The sequence below is a fragment of the Legionella sp. JM-2024 genome (assembly GCF_055389095.1).
The window spans coordinates 3,107,728-3,123,853 of record NZ_AP039388.1 but is presented as its reverse complement, the minus strand read 5'-3'; the positions used below and the strand labels follow the sequence as shown (position 1 = coordinate 3,123,853).

Genomic DNA, 16,126 nt, shown 5'->3' with positions numbered 1-16,126 from the left:
TCACTCCAGTTTTTGGTTTAGAGAGTCCCCGCTAAGGGACTATTCTATTTCGAACATAAAATGACAGGATATTCTCAACACGGAACTGATACGAGCCAAATTAAGAAAGAATCACAATTTATTAGGCAGTTGCTGAATGTTCTTCAGAATTGTCATTGGTTACAGTTCGGATACGTTGGGCTTCTATAGCTAAAACTTTGAAGTAATCATAGGACATGTAGAAATTACCTTTGTCTCCAAATTGCTCACCCCATGAGTTACGTAAAGTAAATAATCCTTTGTGTTCACGACCTGATTCATCAACTGAAACAGCATTGTCGTCATAACCAGTGATAATCATTTCATGGCCACCAAAAATAGGACGTAAATAAATGTCACGAGCAATTTCAGGGGTTAATACCCAGGTATCGAATTTGGCCTTGTTTGTACCCACTGCACCCATGACTCCCAGATCAAAATCCAGTAACAATACTGCAAAAGTAACTCTGTCCTTTTGATTCAAAGCTGCTTTTACATCACTAATGGTTTTATTGGTGTCCGTTCTGTCCAGTATAGCCTGGTAGACATCAAGAATCGGTGAATAAACAATAGGATTGTCCTCTGAATCTTCGCTCATTTCATGGAATTGCTCAAGGGACATAGCCGTATCAGGAGTAGGTTGTTCCTGGTCAGGATATTCAGTTAAACCACCACATCCCAATGCTTTTTGTTTTTCTTTGCTGATTACACCAAAGTTTTCCATTTGACTCAATACGATTCGTCCTAATGAGCCATCCCAACCACTTGGAGAATGGCCATTTTTTTCAAGGTACATGCCCAGTTGTAATTGACATAATTGGCTGATGTAATCGCCTTTATTCAATGCGGCATCGACAGCTGCGGTGGTTGCAAAGGTGACACATGTTCCGAAACTCCCTTGGTTTAGAACTGGTACATCATTCATGCCTAATTCTACTTTGGATGGTAAATTGGATGATTTAACTATGGTATTTTGGTTTTTGATGGCGATGTTTGTTTTATTAGTGAGTACCTGGATTGCAGAATTAGATAATTGCATTTTAAGCAATTTGATTTGTTGTGTAATTGGTTTTGTATTTAACGTTTTATTTTGAGGCGCTTTTAATGTTTGACTTAATGTTCCTACTACTTTGATATCCTGAGCAAATACATTGAAACTCAATGCCAAGGTTAATAAAAAGAATTTTGAGACACGCATCTATTACTCTCCAGTGCCGTTGTAGTTTAACAAAGATAGCAAGGATATCTTATGATTTAATAATAATCAATTCATGGTCATTATGACCATATATTTTTAAATATGATCACATTGGTTTGTAGTTGACTTTTAAGGTGAATATTTCTGTATTACTCTGGGTAATACAGGATATCGATTTATTGGACTGGAAAATTGAAGTAGGTGTTTGGATACGGTTCATTTTTCAGGGTAAAGTGCCACCATTCATAGTAATAGGGTTTAAAACCAAATCGAGTCATAAGATTTTGTAAGAGTTTGCGATTCATTTTCTGGTCTTTACTTAAATTGGAATAATCGATATTTGCTGACACATCAAGGCAATCAAAACGAGTTCCCATGTCTATTGAATCATCATCCAGATAATTTGGGGTTTTATCGTAGCAGCGAATTAAGTGACTATTAGTAGAGCTTTTTTCGCGGGATGTTCTTAATTTTACCAAAGTTAAGTCCAGAGTACTTCCTCGAGTGTGACCAGATGTCAGATCAATATAGTGACGTTTGAACAAATCTTGTTTCCTTTCGCGAGGGTAGAACTCAGGTTTCATGCGTTGATCTTTAGTGTTCTGGCTCCATTTGTAAAAATAATTCACAGCCTTTTGTGGTCTATAGCAATCATATACTTTAAGTGTGTATCCTTTGGTCTTGATGTATTCTTCCGCTTTTTTTAATCGTTCGGCCGCTTTTCTGGTGATTATGCAAACCCCACGTTGGTATCCAGGTATCGGATTTCCTATGAAATTATTGTTGGTAGCATATCTCATATCTTGAACGATGTCGGGTGCCACATCGTGAAGATAGACAAAGCCTTTGGGGAGAGAAAAACTTGTCGTACTTATTAGATAAAAAAGAATAAAAGAGCTGATTTTTTTCATTCTTGTTCTTATAGAAGTTAATTGGAGTTCTGATTATACCATGTCGATTTAAATCAATAGCTCAGAACTTATGAAAAATTCCAATCTCTTGTTAAAAAAGGTTTTTAATTCGGTTATTTAGTTTTACCCAAACTCCCTCATTAAAAATCTATGTTGCCTCGATCTTGGAGTTTTCCGTAAGTCCTTCAGCTCATTTTCAAAATTTATTGCAGCAAAGTGTCGTAAAGAACACTTAAAGCGCAATTTTACTCTTTATATTTTGAAAGAAGTGTCTTCTACAACAGGGCTAGTTATTTTATCGTCATCAAGCTTTGCAGTGGATTTTACCGGAGTAGCTACTCCTGATACACTATTAGTGTTCACTTTTACTACTTCCTCCTCTTCGTTTTGTGACAAAGAGAAATCTTTAGGTATTCCTGACAAAGATTTTGTTGTTTTGGAGAAGGTTTCCTCGAATTGAGGATCATTGCTTGAAGTGGAGTTAACTCCTTTATCAAATTCCTCTTTGGCCTGACTGATTTTTTCCGTGACTTCAGATTTTCTTCGAGAGTTATCAATGGAATTATATATGGCGACTCCGGCACTTATAAGTAGTCCTATGCCTATGAGGCTCGAAGCAAGGGCCAATATTGCCCCCGCTTTGCCTAATGGACTTGAACCCATGCGTTCCCACCAGGACTTGGGATAACCATCCCACGCTCCTTGCATTTGTTTTGTCAGATCTTTATGAGCTTGCATTTTTCCTGCTTTTGTTTGATGCAAGTTACTCATAACAGAAACGTCCTCTTCCGCATAGTTGCGAGATGTGAAAGGGGTGCGAGCACCATCAATACTTTCAACTTTTGCGGAAGCTCCCTGATCCATCAGACTTACAATAGATGGAGCCGTTTGCAATCCAGATTGGTTGTATTCTGTATCAATGGCTAACTTTAATTCTTTTGCCAGATCGGATACGTTTCCTCCCTTAGCCAGATTGTCCAATACTGTTGAAATTTTTTGCATCCCTTCTGGCAAGGGTTTTTTATTATTCAGACTATCCAGAATAGCTACCCGTCCATTAATTGCCTGGGCACGCTCATTTCCACTTTTGCAACCGCCAATGGAGGCTTCTTCCACAAAAACAGACAAGGCCTGGAAGGTTTTAGAGTATTCATGGGTCATATGGAGATTATTTGCCATTAATTGTTTTAATGCGAGTTTGGCATTATCTACTGTATTCTTTTCTTTACCTTCTTGGGCAGGCTCTGTTTTCCATTCGTTTTTAACTTGCTGTATTATTTCTATTGTTTCTTTGCCTTCGACAGAGTTGGAAAAGAATGATTCACGGTTTGGTGAACGGTTCAAATAATCTTTGTATTTATTAAAAACCTGAGTTATTTTTTCTTGTTGTTCTGGCGTGGCAGTATCATAAAGAGTATGCATTAAAGCCATCTCTGCCATCAAAGTGGTTTCTCTGCGTAATTCATGTTGACTCTCTGTTTCGAATAGTTGGGCGTCGTAACCCAGGGTATTCCCAAAACCATTAACAGACATATTTTGCACAAAACAAAAGACAGGTGTTTCGTCTTCACCTCTTAATTGATTGACATTGTACCGATGTGCCCCTCTTAAAATATGTTGGGCACTTTGAGTTTGATAATTTTTAGTGATGAGGTCGTCCATGTTATCATTGAATGCAGTGTAGCTGTTGTAGATAAACGCTCGAGGTTTTTTATCATCGCCACTCAAACGGCTTTTTAAATCGTATTCTTTGGTAACTGTTGCGAATTTGGTTCTTACATCAGAAATATAGGCTTGATCATCTTCAAGCCCTTCTTTAACAACGGGTGATGGAGTGCGAATCTGAATCCGATTATTATTATTGACCTCTACAGTTCCACCTTCTTTCAATGAATGTGTTATCAGTTGTCTATGGCCAAATTGCTCTCCTTCAGTTCGGTTATGAGCGGTATTTTCTGAGCCTTTGATTAAGGTAACTAAACCAGAGGCAACGTCAGTATGTATGACGTCATTGGGTGTTGAGGTAGTGGCTTCAGCCAAATGTTTTAACGATATTTTTGCTTCTTTCAAAGCTTTTTTATCTAATTTAAATCCGGTATTTGCGACAATGCGTTGCATTAAAAGAGTATGCGCTTCAGGCATTATCTCTTTTCGTGCTTTATCCAGGGATTTGTTTAATTTTGTGATATCCAGAGTACCATCTTTTCTCATTGCGTCTTTCAGAGATTTAGCATAAGCCTCCATGATTCTTTCGTTAAGGACTTTGATCGTTTCCTGATGCGCTTTTTCAATTTGTTTTGGATCCGCTTTGCTAATCTGTTGGTAAACGCGTGAAGCGAGAGCCAAATGAAAATGAAATTCTTGTTGAAGGGCGATGATGCTCCCTTTCGGTTTTCTATCCAGTTGCTCTATTATAGTATTTGGGTCTTTTGCTCCAACTTTAATTAATTTGGCTTCTAATGTTGTCTTAAATTTTTCAATCAATTCTGGTGTATTGTTGATGTCCAGGCTTACTATGGTTTTTGGGGATATTGTTATGCCTATAACCTTGGCTAAATCATCAGGATTTTTCGCAGTAATGGGAGGTTCACTTTTAAGCCCGTTATTTAATTCTTTAACTATTTCATTAATATCTGGGGTCACATCAATCAGAAGACGCCCTTGGGGGTCAAAAGCAGGTTCTTTACTTTGTCGTGCCATCTCTTGCGCTTTTCTAAGCATATAGCTCATATAAATGGCTTGTGCTTTCGCCTGATCCTTTGTAAGTTCTGTTAGCATAAAGACACCCTATATATAAAAACCCCTTTATTTTATTATAGGCATACTTATCTTAAGGTTAGATTAAGGCATCAATGAATTACATTGATTGAGCTTGGCGAAATTTCTCCTGATAAAGAAAATCACAATGTTTATCACAAAAAAATAATAGAAAAATCAATGTCTTTTTAGTAAAAATCTATTGTTGTTGTGGTGACATCCAAGGGCTCAGGATCGTCCACGTCTAAAATAACTGGTTCAACAACGGGGGCTGCGACTGTCACTTGTTGGTACTCTACAACTTCTGCTGTAGTACAACAGCAACCGGCAGCAGTTAAAGTAATTACGATCAGCATTATCCATTTCATAGTGAAACCTCTCGCCATTCACTTAAACAAATTGTAGATTATTTGGTCAATAATTACCAATTTATTCGAGAATATAGATAAAGGTACTATTTGGGAGAGGTCTTTCCATCCAAGTGATAGAGGAACGCCAAAACCTGGGCTACTGCTATATAAAGATCTTTAGGAATTTCTTCATTGAGACGAATATTAGATAGTAAAGTTGTTAATTCAGGATTTTGTTCGAGAGGAATACCATGTTCTTTTGCCGTGCTCATGATTTGCTGAGCAGTTACCCCTTCTCCTTTAGCAGTTACCCTGGGAGCGGATGTGCCGTCATAGCGTAAAGCAACAGCAAGTGGTTTTTTTCTTTTCATATTTTAATATCCAATAAACGTAAGTTTGCGACATCAATGTGGCTATTTTCTAGTCCAACTTGCAGTTTCCACTCTCTTAAATTAAGGCCTGACTCAAAGAGAATTTTGCTTAATTCTTTCTGACGTTCACTAAGCACTTGCAAGGTAGAGGATTGCTGGGCATTAATTTTAACATCGATATTTTTTGCATGAATTGACACAGTGGCTTGCATACCACCCAAATTGGGTAAGTTTGCTGCAAATGACACAGACCATTTAGAAAGTTGCATAGGCTCTGCTTTATGTTGTTTAATCATAATGGGAATGACTTCTATTCCATCGGGAGTTTTTAAAGGAAGATCCAACATGATAAGGTACCCATCTTGATTCTCTTGAGATAAGTAGTTAATTTGATTCGCAGTGATACGAGCTAACACCTGAGTTACTTGCTCATGCAAAATATGTTGTATGGTTTCCGTAGACAACCCGCTAAGATTTAATATTGTGTCTTTAATCAGTGGTTGTGGAATTGCTCCAGGTAAAGGGAGAGGTGCTTGTAGAAAATCCGATTCAAATTCGTTTGGCAGATTCATTTGATGTTTATTGTCAATGGATAAGCTATTTAATAATTTAAAATACAATCCTTTGAAATCTGATCGTAATTCTTGTTGTGACTTGCCTTTTTGCCATGCTAATAAACCAGATTCCAGGAATATTCCACTCCGGTAAATCGCTTGAATTAACTGATTAGGTAATTGGTTCAAAATAGGAATATTGCTTAAAATTGCTTTTATCACTTGATTCGCTGGGCCGGCTAAATTATTTGTTGTTACTAATTGAGTCAGTGTTTGTAAAAGATTGGTTGCTGGAGCCTGTTTGGGTAAATACTGGAGTAAGGCATTTTGCAACACAGAAGTTGAGGATGTTTTTTGTTGAACTGCAAGAATTGTTTCAGGATGATTCGCCATGACTTTTACTTCAAGTAGTTCTCCTGGGAGGAAATGATGAGAGGCTTTGGCATTAAGATTTTGGCCATTGATATTGATAAGGACCTGATCGTTGGAGAGAGCTGTGACAACCACTGTTTTCAGGATTTGTCCTACATAAAGTTCAGTAGCAGGTTTTGCTAATTTAATTTCTTGTCCAGGTGTCATCCTGACACTGGGGGCTCTGCTCATTTCTACAGACATTCATCATCCTTATATTTAGACTGATTTCTTCTTAGCATTGTCCTCCAATGGACAGTTCCGTAAGTTGTTTAATAAGTATATACTCATCGTTTTAGTTATCGGCATAATAATGAATTTCTTTATAATTTATTAGGAAGGGATACCAGGCATTGATATAGGAATAATCATTACCTAAGTGTAATTGAAGACAGCCTTATTCATCTGGTCATTACGCAATTTCAATAGGGTGTGGTGATGTTAGACAGAGCGAGTGTAGTGGATGAGCAATTTCTAAAAAGAGTATTACATGGGGATTTTCCGCAACTCAGAAGCAACATGAGTCCGGATACAGCAGAACTTGACAAGAAAACTGCGATAGAATTTTTTGACTCACAAATTAAGTCCAGACTTCTTGATATCATTGCCAGGCAATTAAAGGAGAAAGGCTTATCTTTTTATACCATTGGCAGTAGCGGGCATGAAGGCAATGCGGTATTCGGTCAAGTTTTTAGAGCCAGTGATATGGCTTTTTTGCATTATCGCAGTGGCGCTTTTTTCTTGCAAAGAGCTAAGCAATTATCCGGCATAGATGGGGTAAAAGACGTATTATTTTCATTAGTAGCAGCAGCATGTGATCCTATCTCGGGTGGACGGCATAAGGTATTTGGTAGTGTGCCTTTAAATATTCCACCGCAAACCTCAACTATTGCCTCGCATTTACCGAAAGCTCTAGGTGCTGCTTTATCAATTACCCGAGCCAAAGAGTTAGGGTTGCAAAATAAATTAGCATCCGACTCCGTGATCCTTTGTTCTTTTGGTGATGCCTCAGCTAATCATGCAACGAGCCAAACCACATTGAACGCTTGTTCCTGGATAACCCAGCAACATTATCCTTTACCTATTGTGTTTATCTGTGAAGACAATGGCATCGGTATATCAGTCCCTACTCCATCCAATTGGATAGAACTGTCCATCTCGTCGCGTCCCGGTATACATTATATTGCCTGTGACGGGTTAAACATTGCCGATGTTTTTGCTAAAGCTCAAGAGGCAGAATATTTGGCAAGAACTAAAAAGCAACCAGTTTTCTTGCATATGCGTTGTGTGCGTCTGTTAGGACATGCCGGTTCGGATATCGAATCGCAATACAGTACCCAGGAAGAAATTGAGCGTCGAGAAGCAAATGATCCTTTATTACATACTGCAGGTATCTTGCACAGAGAAGATTGGATGAGTTTGCAAGCAATGGTTGAGCTTTATCAAGATAATAGAGCTTTAATCGAAGCAAAGGCGCTTGAAGCAATAAGAGAACCCAGAATGAGTTGTGCTGAAGAAATCATGCTTTCTTTAGTACCTCGAATTGAAAAAAAGCAAGAATACCCATTACCAGACGACAATAGACGAGCTCAAGTATTTGCAGGGGTATATCCTCAACTCACCTTAAAGCGTAATTTATGTCAGCAAATCAATTTCGCCCTTACTGATCTGATGATGCAATATCCCAATATGTTGATTTTTGGAGAAGATGTCGGAAAAAAAGGAGGGGTTTACCGAGTTACTGCTGATTTGCAGACACGTTTTGGGCAACGCAGAGTATTTGATACGCTTTTGGATGAAACAACCATTTTAGGTACAGCGATTGGTTTAGCGCATAATGGTTTTATCCCTGTTCCAGAAATTCAATTTCTAGCTTATTTGCATAATGCAGAGGATCAGTTACGTGGCGAGGCATCCACTTTGTCCTTTTTTTCGAGTGGCCAATATCAAAACCCCATGGTGCTTAGAATCGCTTCTCTCGCCTATCAAAAGGGGTTTGGCGGTCATTTTCATAATGATAATTCAATAGCGGTTTTGCGAGATTTGCCAGGAGTTATCGTAGCTTGTCCTTCCAATGGTCCGGATGCAGCAAAAATGTTGCGAACTTGTATGAGACTTGCTTATCAGGAAGGACGGGTTGTCGTGTTTTTGGAGCCAATTGCCTTGTATATGACCAAGGACTTGCATAGCCCGGGAGATAATGGATGGTTATTTGAATACCCATCTCCTGAAGAGATGATTGCTCAAGGCGAAGTGGGAGTTTACGGGGAAGGCGAAACAGTTATTTTAACTTATGCTAATGGGTATTATTTATCTCGTCAGGCTGAAAAGGTTTTACGAGAAACTCATGGTATTTTTGTGAAAATTGTTGACTTACGATGGCTTAGCCCTTTGCCCAAAAAAGCCATTTTGAAAGAAATTTCCAAAGCAAAACGTATTTTAATTGTCGATGAGGGTAGACAAAGCGGCTCAATTAGTGAAGGATTGGTTACATTATTGGTGGAAGAGGCTTCACCTCGTTTAAGAATCAAACGTATTACAGGTAAAGATTGCTTTATTCCATTGGGAACTGCCTGGCAATATTTATTACCAAGCCAGGAAAGTATTATAGAAGCGGTGATCGCATTACAGTCAGATAAAAGGGAGAAGGAAAGTGGACGACTTGTTGTTTCTTGATGAGCAATTACATGATGATGAACGAATGATACGAGACAGTGTCTCGCGTTTTGTCAGCAATGATGTAATACCTTTGATGACTGAATCCTATGAGCATGCCCATTTTCCAAGAGAGTTGATAAAAAAATCCGCTGATTTGGGTTTATTGGGTCTAACTTTACCTGCCCAATATGGAGGCGCTGAAGCTTCTTATGTGGCTTATGGTTTAGTCTGTCAGGAATTAGAACGGGGCGATAGTGGTTTGCGCAGCTTTGTTTCTGTGCAAAGTTCTCTCTGCATGTATCCTATTTTTAAATTTGGGAATGAGGAACAAAAAAAGCGGTATTTACCTGAAATGGCTGCAGGGAATTTAATCGGCTGTTTTGGATTAACAGAGCCGGATTCAGGCTCAGATCCTGCCAGTATGCGTACTAATGCCAGAAAAGTTGAGGGCGGCTGGATTTTGAATGGTGCCAAAATGTGGATTACTAATGCTCCTATTGCCGATATAGCAATAGTATGGGCTAAAACTGAAATGGGAATTCGTGGGTTTATCGTAGATACCAAATCAGAAGGGATGAGTTGTCCTGAAATTAAGTTAAAAATGTCTCTTCGTGCTTCCATAACCGGGGAGTTGGTTTTTGATAATGTTTTTGTTCCTGAGGAAAATTTATTGCCAGGCAGTGAAAAAGGTCTTGGAGCTGCTTTAAGTTGCTTGAGTCAAGCACGTTATGGCATCGCATGGGGTGCCATGGGAGCCGCTATGGCTTGTTTTGATATCGCTCGCGATTATTTGCTAGAACGTAAGCAATTTGCCAAGCCTCTGGCTTCTTTTCAGTTGATTCAAAAAGATTTGGCGGATATGTATACAGAAATTATTAAAGCTCAATGCCTTAACTTACAAATTGGCCGATTGAAAGACCAACATCGAGAGACACCCACTATGATTTCCCTGGCTAAGGGAAATGCATGTCGTGAGGCATTGAAAATTGCGCGAAAATGTAGGAACCTAATGGGCGGAAATGGAATTAGTCTTGAGTATCATGTCATTAGGCATATGCTTAATTTGGAATCGGTCTTCACATACGAGGGTACCGATAATGTGCATACCTTGGTACTAGGAAAACATATAACGGGAATTAATGCTTTTGGTTAAAGATTTTTCTGCTTTTATCGAGTTAGTTCTGAATACCACAAGATAACTATTCTTAAATTGTAACTATTACAATTCGAGTTCTTTTTTCATATTGAAAAAGGAACTCCTTGAGTTTTGTATTTTATTTTAGGAACTAAGCAAGTACTCATTTGATTATGATACCGATTTGAATGGTTATGTATTCACCATTTATTGTTTAATGGATATTCAATTTAAAACGGTTTTATACAAACAATTACAGGAGTTTAATATGATTAACATGAAGTTAAAAGCAACTTTGATAGTATGTTTGTCCGTTCTAAACTTAAGCGCTTTTGCGAATTCAACCTTAAGTAAGGAAACCATTATACAACAGTGTCGTGACTTATCTACAACAGTGGCTTCATTAGTTTCCAGTCAGGAAAAAAAATCTTGCACAGAAAAATTGGCACAGGCTTCAATGCTAATTGACATAGCTGCTGATTGGATCGTCGACGATGTTTATTCTGCAGCAAAGCGAGAATTAGATAATGCCATTTATACTTTGCAATACGCCGAGTTGAATAGTTGTAATCGTTATATCCAGATTTCTCATTCCAAATTTGAAGCACAAAGAATAAAAAGTCTATTATAGAAAATTATTTTTATATTTTTTTCACAAAAAAGTCTTTTTGGAATAAGCGCCATGAGACTTTTTTGCTATTTTTACTTGCACTTTATTTAAACAAAAAACATTTTAAGCCACATTTCAAAACATAGTGGAATAAATAATTATCAACTGCACTAAAAAATTCATAACTTGTTTAATAATTATTTTTTTTGTTATCATTGACCGAACATGCAGGAATTCTTCATTTGCAATTTTAATGTGTGTTTGACATAAGAAAATGGTTTTATTTTCTTGTATCAAACCTAAGTTAATTGAGCCTTGCCCTATATAAATGCTCATCTCCCGTTTTAGCAAGGGAAAAGCTTTACCCGATAACGTTTGTTAAGCGACAAAAAAAGGTTTTCAATCCCTTTTATGTCGAATTCATCTCCGTTTGATAAAGGATTGTAATCAGAATGATTAAGTGTTGAGTATCTGATTACGCGTAATGGCGTTTTTAGTCCAACAAGTTCTTTCTGAAAAGCTCCGACCTCCGAGCAAGATTAAATCTATTTGATTTTAATTGATGCACAAGGAGGACATCGCCATGGTTAACGTCGTATTGCAACGAGTTACACTAGCTTTTCTTCTTATTCTGTCTTTATCAACCAGTTTTGCTGCCCCACCATTGACCTTCGGTACTGCAAAAAAAATTGCCTTTGAGATATTTAACCAACATCAAATTACCCTGTATTGTGGTTGTCGGTATGATAGTAATAAGCAAGTTGATTTAAGCAGTTGTAATATGAGTACAGCCGTTCCTGTTGAACGAGCAAATCGCATCGAATGGGAGCATATGATGCCAGCAGCCAGTTTTGGCCGATATCATAAATGCTGGACTGAAAAATTGTGTGTGAATGAGAAAACAGGTAAAGAGTATAAAGGACGAAAATGTTGCGCCAAAATAGATCCGGAATATAAAAAAAAGGAGGCTGAGCTTTATAATCTTTGGCCCGCTGTTGGGGCTGTGAATCAGGAGCGTTCTAATTTCGGATTTGGAATTTTGGAAAATAAAAGAGGCTTTTATGGTTGCGAATTTGAAGCCGATAAAGAGTTAAAGCTGGCAGAACCTCCAGATCGCGCCAAAGGTATCGTTGCTCGTGCCAATCTGTTTATGGCAGATAAGTACCAGGTTGAGTTAAGCACTGAGGAAAGAGAGTTGCTTGAACAGTGGAACAAGCAGTTTCCCCCTGATTTTTGGGAATTAGCATGGGCTGCTGAAGTGGCTGATATTGTAGGATATGAAAATCCTTATATTAAGATTGAAGAAACTGCTTAGTTTAAAATGAAACTGTATATGACTGGGCTGCTCTTTTTACACCTTTTCCCATTTGGTGGGAAAAGGTGATGTGGTCAGGCAGTAAAGAAGATTTGTAAAAAGTTAGGTAGGTTTGCCAGTACCACCATTTATAAAATATTTATGTTAGTCTGCTGAGTAGCAAATTTTGGTTTTGTACTATTCAGTCATATCCTTCTACCAATCAATTCCCTCTATCTAATAATATTGAAGATTTATTTCAATTAAAAATGAAAAGCTTAAGGATAATTGATATTAAGATTTGCTGTGTTATATGGCAAAAAGTTAGGATTGATCCTATATTTCCTGGAAGTGAAAATTAATTTTTGGATGAGGAAGCAGGATGATTTTAATTGATGAAAAGGATGCTTTTGCTATTGTTAAACAATTTAATTTTCTAAATGCATCCCGTGCACCCATAACAAAGTTTATTGAAATCCTTGACGTTGAGAACTTTGAAATTAGATTACGAGGATCTGATATTGTCTTTAAAGGAATTGCAGGGTTTGCTGATCATCAAATAAGTAAACTGATTTATTTTGATCAAAAATTTGACTGCGAGCTTCAAAAGAGCACTCAGGAAGGCAATGAGATTATACTTAATACAATAGGCGTCTGGTATGCCAGAACCTGGAATCCACCTGCAGCCTACAGTCAGCAATTGATTGCGGATATAAGCCATACCTGGCGTCTGGTAAAGAAAACTGAAAACGCTCCTTTAATTATTGTTTCCCATATTTGTGAAACGTTTGCCTATCGTGAAGGACATTCACCTATAGAAGTGGCAAAAGAATTTCATTTAAAATTATAAAAACTGGAGTGGTTTGTAAGTGGATTACATTTTATTGACGTTTGGTCAATCCAGTGACATTACCGTTTAATAATTGCTCTGATGAGATTCACAGCCAATCACCTCAAATCACTGCTAAACTTAATATAAGAAAACTATATTTTAGGGTATCAACATGATTGAGCTAGAGCCAGAACCAGATACCGTATTAGATCCCAAGGATCTTTTAACTGAAGAAATGAAACTGGAAGGATCAGACAATGATATGGATCACAATCAATTTACTCGTGGCGATGAAGTGGATTTAGTGGGCGATGGTGTTCCTGGATATGAAACAACAGGACAAGACGGTACGGACGATGAAATTGAAGAGCAAAGAGAAGCCCAATATACCCCCACTCTGAATCCTAATCCCAAGAATGTTCCATGAGTTATTAGTTAAGACTCTTTTTTTGCCTTGACCTTGGTGTTCTTCGTAAGTCCTGATTGTAAAGTTTTTGCAAATTTCACCAAGTCATAATAAAAAACTTAGAAATTTTGAATTATCATTTTCCTGGTAGTCATTTCAAGGTTTAAAATAATGGTAGTAGCAAAGAAAAGAGAAGAAACGAAAAAAGATGAACGCGCGCGTGCTGTTGAAAACAATCCTTGTAGCATCTGTCGATCATTAGGATTGCCCATTTGCCGAGGTCATGGTGGTGGCTCAGGTGGAGGCGGATCAGACGGGGAGTCTGACGTCAAAATGGATGAGAGCAAGTTAAACAATGATTATAAATTACTCGCTCCAAATGTTTCGACAGTGGAGCAACTTTTATTGAATAGCGGTCTATGGCATTTGCCTGTGGATGCTGATTTTATTTTTAAATTTAAAGACCCTCTTGCTTTAGTCAATATCACCCTGAACATGGAGCTTGGCTCATTAATGTTTCAAGGCAAACGCGAACTAAGCACTGAAGAGCAAAAAGCCTTGGATGAATTGTTTGATGCCATTGAACAGGAATTTAATCTTTTTAAAAATTCAATAAAGGACCCACAGTTTCCTCTGGAAACAATGACGCTTGCCAGAGAAGGTAATAGTTTGACGATAAAGATACCCAGTCCTAAATATTATGATTCGTTTGTGCAACAGCTGATGGATAAAAATTTGCTACCCAGCAACGCACCTGTTTTGCAACATCAAAACAAATCAGCAAAACATCCAGAAAAATCAGAAGCGGCAAAAGATCCGGCAATGGAAGAATATAAATCGTCCCTTCCCAATCCGTTTGATATTAGCCGAGGACCTAAATTACCTGATTGGGTATAAGATACTCGTCAGGTAATGATTAGCAGTAAAGTTTCTCCGTCATGCTATTCTTAATAAAGGCGTTACTCTAAAATTTTTCCAATGATAAGGATGACATAGTATGACGGCGTCTAAAATTACCTTATCCAGAGTTTATTCTCCGCCTGAGCATAAAGAAGGGACATGGATACTTGTGGATCGATTATGGCCTCGTGGAATAAAAAAAGACAGTATTCCTTTTGATATGTGGTTGAAAGAAATTGCCCCAAGCCCGGCCTTAAGAAAATGGTTTCATCAAGATCGTGATAATTGGCCTGAATTCGCAATGAGGTATGCACAGGAATTAAAAGCGAAACCCGAATTAATAGAGCATGTTTTGACATTAGCAAGAACTTCACCAATAACCTTGTTTTATGCTGCAAAAGATCTTCAACATAATCACGCACTGGTACTTCAGAAAGTTCTAAAATCCTGGCCAAAAACACCAGAAATTGAATAGAGGCCATAGTAGACAAATAAAAATTAGATGGACTACGGCGCTCTATACACTTCAGTCATGATCTGGAACCTAACCCTTGTTATTTTAGCCTTATTTAGATATCATGCCTAACCAATCGGGGCGTAGCGCAGCCTGGTAGCGTACTAGCATGGGGTGCTAGTGGTCGAAGGTTCAAATCCTTCCGTCCCGACCAGTCTCAGTAAGGGTTTTATAAAAATCCCCAAAGGCGCATTTTAACTCCAAGTGCGACAATCATTTTTAAACTGCTGTATAAACAGTTCTTTGGGTGTTTTATAGCCGATACATTTCCTAGGACACCGGTTCATTTTATCAGCTATTAAATCAAGTTCTTTTTGTGTTATTAATTCAATTTTAGCATTTTTAGGTAAATAGCGTCTTAATCGACCATTCATATTCTCATTACTTCCTTTCTGCCATGGTGAACGTGTCTCGCAATAATAGACATCACAGTTCATGTTTTTTTCGATGTATTGATGGTCTGCGAACTCACACCCTTGATCAAAGGTAATGGTTTTAACCATTTTTTTAGGGAGGTTTTCAAATTTAGTTTGTATCTTTTCCATGACACCTCTGGAATGCTTGCTCTCATTTTTTAGCAAGAAAACCATTCTTGTTTTACGTTCAACTAGTGTGGTAACAACTTTGCTTTTATTGCCTTTGAACTCAATGGTATCACCCTCCCAATGGCCAAATCGTGTTCTTGTATTAACTTCTTCTGGTCTTTGAGTAATAAGATAGGGGTTACCATAGCGACAAAGTCGATGCTTTCTTCCAAAATGTTTACGCCTTCCAGGCTTCTTGTAAGTTAAATAATGATAAAGTGATTTATTATTGGATTGATAGATGTGTCGATATATTGTTTCCGGACAAACATAAAAACTCAGTGCTTGATGTTTCATGCGTCCAGAAATTTGCTCTGGACTCCAGCCTTTTTCTAATGATCTAATAACATAGTCTCGTAAAACACCATTACTTTTCAATTTAGTGGTACGTCCATTTCTGGCTCTTTCTAATGCTTTATGTTGCGCAATAATTGGCAGATACAACCCTGAATCATGATTTCTACTAATTTCTCTATATATAGTTGAACGATGCCTGGACAACTTAAGGGCTATCGCTGATACAGGTAATCCCATATCAATAAAAGTATATAAACGACGTCGATCAGTCACTGATAATTGAGTATACTGTCCCATGTGGCAGTCTCCTTTGCTGTTTTCAAGTT

Annotated in this window: 15 protein-coding genes and 1 tRNA gene; 9 read left to right on the top strand and 7 right to left on the bottom strand. The window is 37.9% G+C overall.

Annotated features, from left to right (window positions below; translation table 11 throughout):
* Positions 1-121: 121 nt before the first annotated feature.
* From ACZ5EK_RS13650 to fliK, 6 genes are all read right to left on the bottom strand, one after another.
* Complete coding sequence (locus ACZ5EK_RS13650; protein WP_464430219.1) at positions 122-1,216, bottom strand: C1 family peptidase; 1,095 nt, start codon at positions 1,214-1,216, stop codon at positions 122-124.
* A 176-nt stretch (positions 1,217-1,392) separates the two neighbouring features.
* Positions 1,393-2,127: a M15 family metallopeptidase gene (locus tag ACZ5EK_RS13645; RefSeq protein ID WP_464430218.1), complete on the bottom strand. Its 735-nt coding sequence runs from the start codon at positions 2,125-2,127 to the stop codon at positions 1,393-1,395.
* 252 nt (positions 2,128-2,379) lie between these two features.
* Positions 2,380-4,905, bottom strand: coding sequence for a hypothetical protein (locus tag ACZ5EK_RS13640; protein ID WP_464430217.1), 2,526 nt, complete (start codon positions 4,903-4,905; stop codon positions 2,380-2,382).
* A 167-nt stretch (positions 4,906-5,072) separates the two neighbouring features.
* The gene (locus tag ACZ5EK_RS13635) at positions 5,073-5,252 is read right to left on the bottom strand and encodes a hypothetical protein (RefSeq protein WP_464430216.1); all 180 of its coding nucleotides are present in this window, start codon (positions 5,250-5,252) and stop codon (positions 5,073-5,075) included.
* Positions 5,253-5,338: 86 nt separating this feature from the next.
* Positions 5,339-5,605: an EscU/YscU/HrcU family type III secretion system export apparatus switch protein gene (locus ACZ5EK_RS13630; protein ID WP_464430215.1), complete on the bottom strand. Its 267-nt coding sequence runs from the start codon at positions 5,603-5,605 to the stop codon at positions 5,339-5,341.
* Positions 5,602-6,774: a flagellar hook-length control protein FliK gene (fliK, locus tag ACZ5EK_RS13625; protein ID WP_464430214.1), complete on the bottom strand. Its 1,173-nt coding sequence runs from the start codon at positions 6,772-6,774 to the stop codon at positions 5,602-5,604. Before fliK ends, ACZ5EK_RS13630 begins: the two co-directional genes overlap by 4 nt.
* Positions 6,775-7,008: 234 nt before the next feature.
* On the opposite strand from fliK, the gene ACZ5EK_RS13620 reads away from it, so the two are divergent.
* From ACZ5EK_RS13620 to ACZ5EK_RS13580, 9 genes are all read left to right on the top strand, one after another.
* Positions 7,009-9,246 (top strand): dehydrogenase E1 component subunit alpha/beta, encoded by a 2,238-nt coding sequence (locus tag ACZ5EK_RS13620; protein ID WP_464430213.1) that lies wholly within the window; start codon positions 7,009-7,011, stop codon positions 9,244-9,246.
* On the top strand, positions 9,224-10,381 hold the full coding sequence (locus ACZ5EK_RS13615; RefSeq protein ID WP_464430212.1) for an acyl-CoA dehydrogenase family protein: 1,158 nt from the start codon (positions 9,224-9,226) through the stop codon (positions 10,379-10,381). Before ACZ5EK_RS13620 ends, ACZ5EK_RS13615 begins: the two co-directional genes overlap by 23 nt.
* Positions 10,382-10,631: 250 nt before the next feature.
* Complete coding sequence (locus tag ACZ5EK_RS13610; protein WP_464430211.1) at positions 10,632-10,994, top strand: hypothetical protein; 363 nt, start codon at positions 10,632-10,634, stop codon at positions 10,992-10,994.
* Positions 10,995-11,556: 562 nt separating this feature from the next.
* Complete coding sequence (locus ACZ5EK_RS13605) at positions 11,557-12,288, top strand: endonuclease (RefSeq protein WP_464430210.1); 732 nt, start codon at positions 11,557-11,559, stop codon at positions 12,286-12,288.
* Positions 12,289-12,649: 361 nt separating this feature from the next.
* Positions 12,650-13,117, top strand: coding sequence for a hypothetical protein (locus tag ACZ5EK_RS13600; protein ID WP_464430208.1), 468 nt, complete (start codon positions 12,650-12,652; stop codon positions 13,115-13,117).
* Positions 13,118-13,271: 154 nt separating this feature from the next.
* Positions 13,272-13,526, top strand: a complete 255-nt coding sequence (locus tag ACZ5EK_RS13595; protein WP_464425223.1) for a hypothetical protein — start codon at positions 13,272-13,274, stop codon at positions 13,524-13,526.
* A gap of 150 nt (positions 13,527-13,676) precedes the next feature.
* Positions 13,677-14,402 (top strand): hypothetical protein, encoded by a 726-nt coding sequence (locus ACZ5EK_RS13590; RefSeq protein ID WP_464430207.1) that lies wholly within the window; start codon positions 13,677-13,679, stop codon positions 14,400-14,402.
* A 100-nt stretch (positions 14,403-14,502) separates the two neighbouring features.
* Positions 14,503-14,880: a DUF488 domain-containing protein gene (locus ACZ5EK_RS13585; RefSeq protein ID WP_464430206.1), complete on the top strand. Its 378-nt coding sequence runs from the start codon at positions 14,503-14,505 to the stop codon at positions 14,878-14,880.
* A 116-nt stretch (positions 14,881-14,996) separates the two neighbouring features.
* Positions 14,997-15,073: transfer RNA gene (locus ACZ5EK_RS13580), tRNA-Pro, on the top strand.
* Positions 15,074-15,113: 40 nt separating this feature from the next.
* Here the strand turns inward: ACZ5EK_RS13580 and ACZ5EK_RS13575 are convergent.
* Positions 15,114-16,097, bottom strand: a complete 984-nt coding sequence (locus tag ACZ5EK_RS13575) for an IS30 family transposase (RefSeq protein ID WP_464429910.1) — start codon at positions 16,095-16,097, stop codon at positions 15,114-15,116.
* Positions 16,098-16,126 lie beyond the last annotated feature (29 nt).

Bases quoted from the DNA above. Each gene is read 5' to 3' on its own strand.
- ACZ5EK_RS13600 (WP_464430208.1), top strand. From the start codon at position 12,650: ATGATTTTAATTGATGAAAAGGATGCTTTTGCTATTGTTAAACAATTT.
- ACZ5EK_RS13620 (WP_464430213.1), top strand. From the start codon at position 7,009: ATGTTAGACAGAGCGAGTGTAGTGGATGAGCAATTTCTAAAAAGAGTA.
- ACZ5EK_RS13575 (WP_464429910.1), bottom strand. From the start codon at position 16,097: ATGGGACAGTATACTCAATTATCAGTGACTGATCGACGTCGTTTATAT.
- ACZ5EK_RS13605 (WP_464430210.1), top strand. From the start codon at position 11,557: ATGGTTAACGTCGTATTGCAACGAGTTACACTAGCTTTTCTTCTTATT.
- fliK (WP_464430214.1), bottom strand. From the start codon at position 6,774: ATGTCTGTAGAAATGAGCAGAGCCCCCAGTGTCAGGATGACACCTGGA.
- ACZ5EK_RS13650 (WP_464430219.1), bottom strand. From the start codon at position 1,216: ATGCGTGTCTCAAAATTCTTTTTATTAACCTTGGCATTGAGTTTCAAT.
- ACZ5EK_RS13630 (WP_464430215.1), bottom strand. From the start codon at position 5,605: ATGAAAAGAAAAAAACCACTTGCTGTTGCTTTACGCTATGACGGCACA.
- ACZ5EK_RS13645 (WP_464430218.1), bottom strand. From the start codon at position 2,127: ATGAAAAAAATCAGCTCTTTTATTCTTTTTTATCTAATAAGTACGACA.
- ACZ5EK_RS13585 (WP_464430206.1), top strand. From the start codon at position 14,503: ATGACGGCGTCTAAAATTACCTTATCCAGAGTTTATTCTCCGCCTGAG.
- ACZ5EK_RS13595 (WP_464425223.1), top strand. From the start codon at position 13,272: ATGATTGAGCTAGAGCCAGAACCAGATACCGTATTAGATCCCAAGGAT.
- ACZ5EK_RS13635 (WP_464430216.1), bottom strand. From the start codon at position 5,252: ATGAAATGGATAATGCTGATCGTAATTACTTTAACTGCTGCCGGTTGC.
- ACZ5EK_RS13640 (WP_464430217.1), bottom strand. From the start codon at position 4,905: ATGCTAACAGAACTTACAAAGGATCAGGCGAAAGCACAAGCCATTTAT.
- ACZ5EK_RS13590 (WP_464430207.1), top strand. From the start codon at position 13,677: ATGGTAGTAGCAAAGAAAAGAGAAGAAACGAAAAAAGATGAACGCGCG.
- ACZ5EK_RS13610 (WP_464430211.1), top strand. From the start codon at position 10,632: ATGATTAACATGAAGTTAAAAGCAACTTTGATAGTATGTTTGTCCGTT.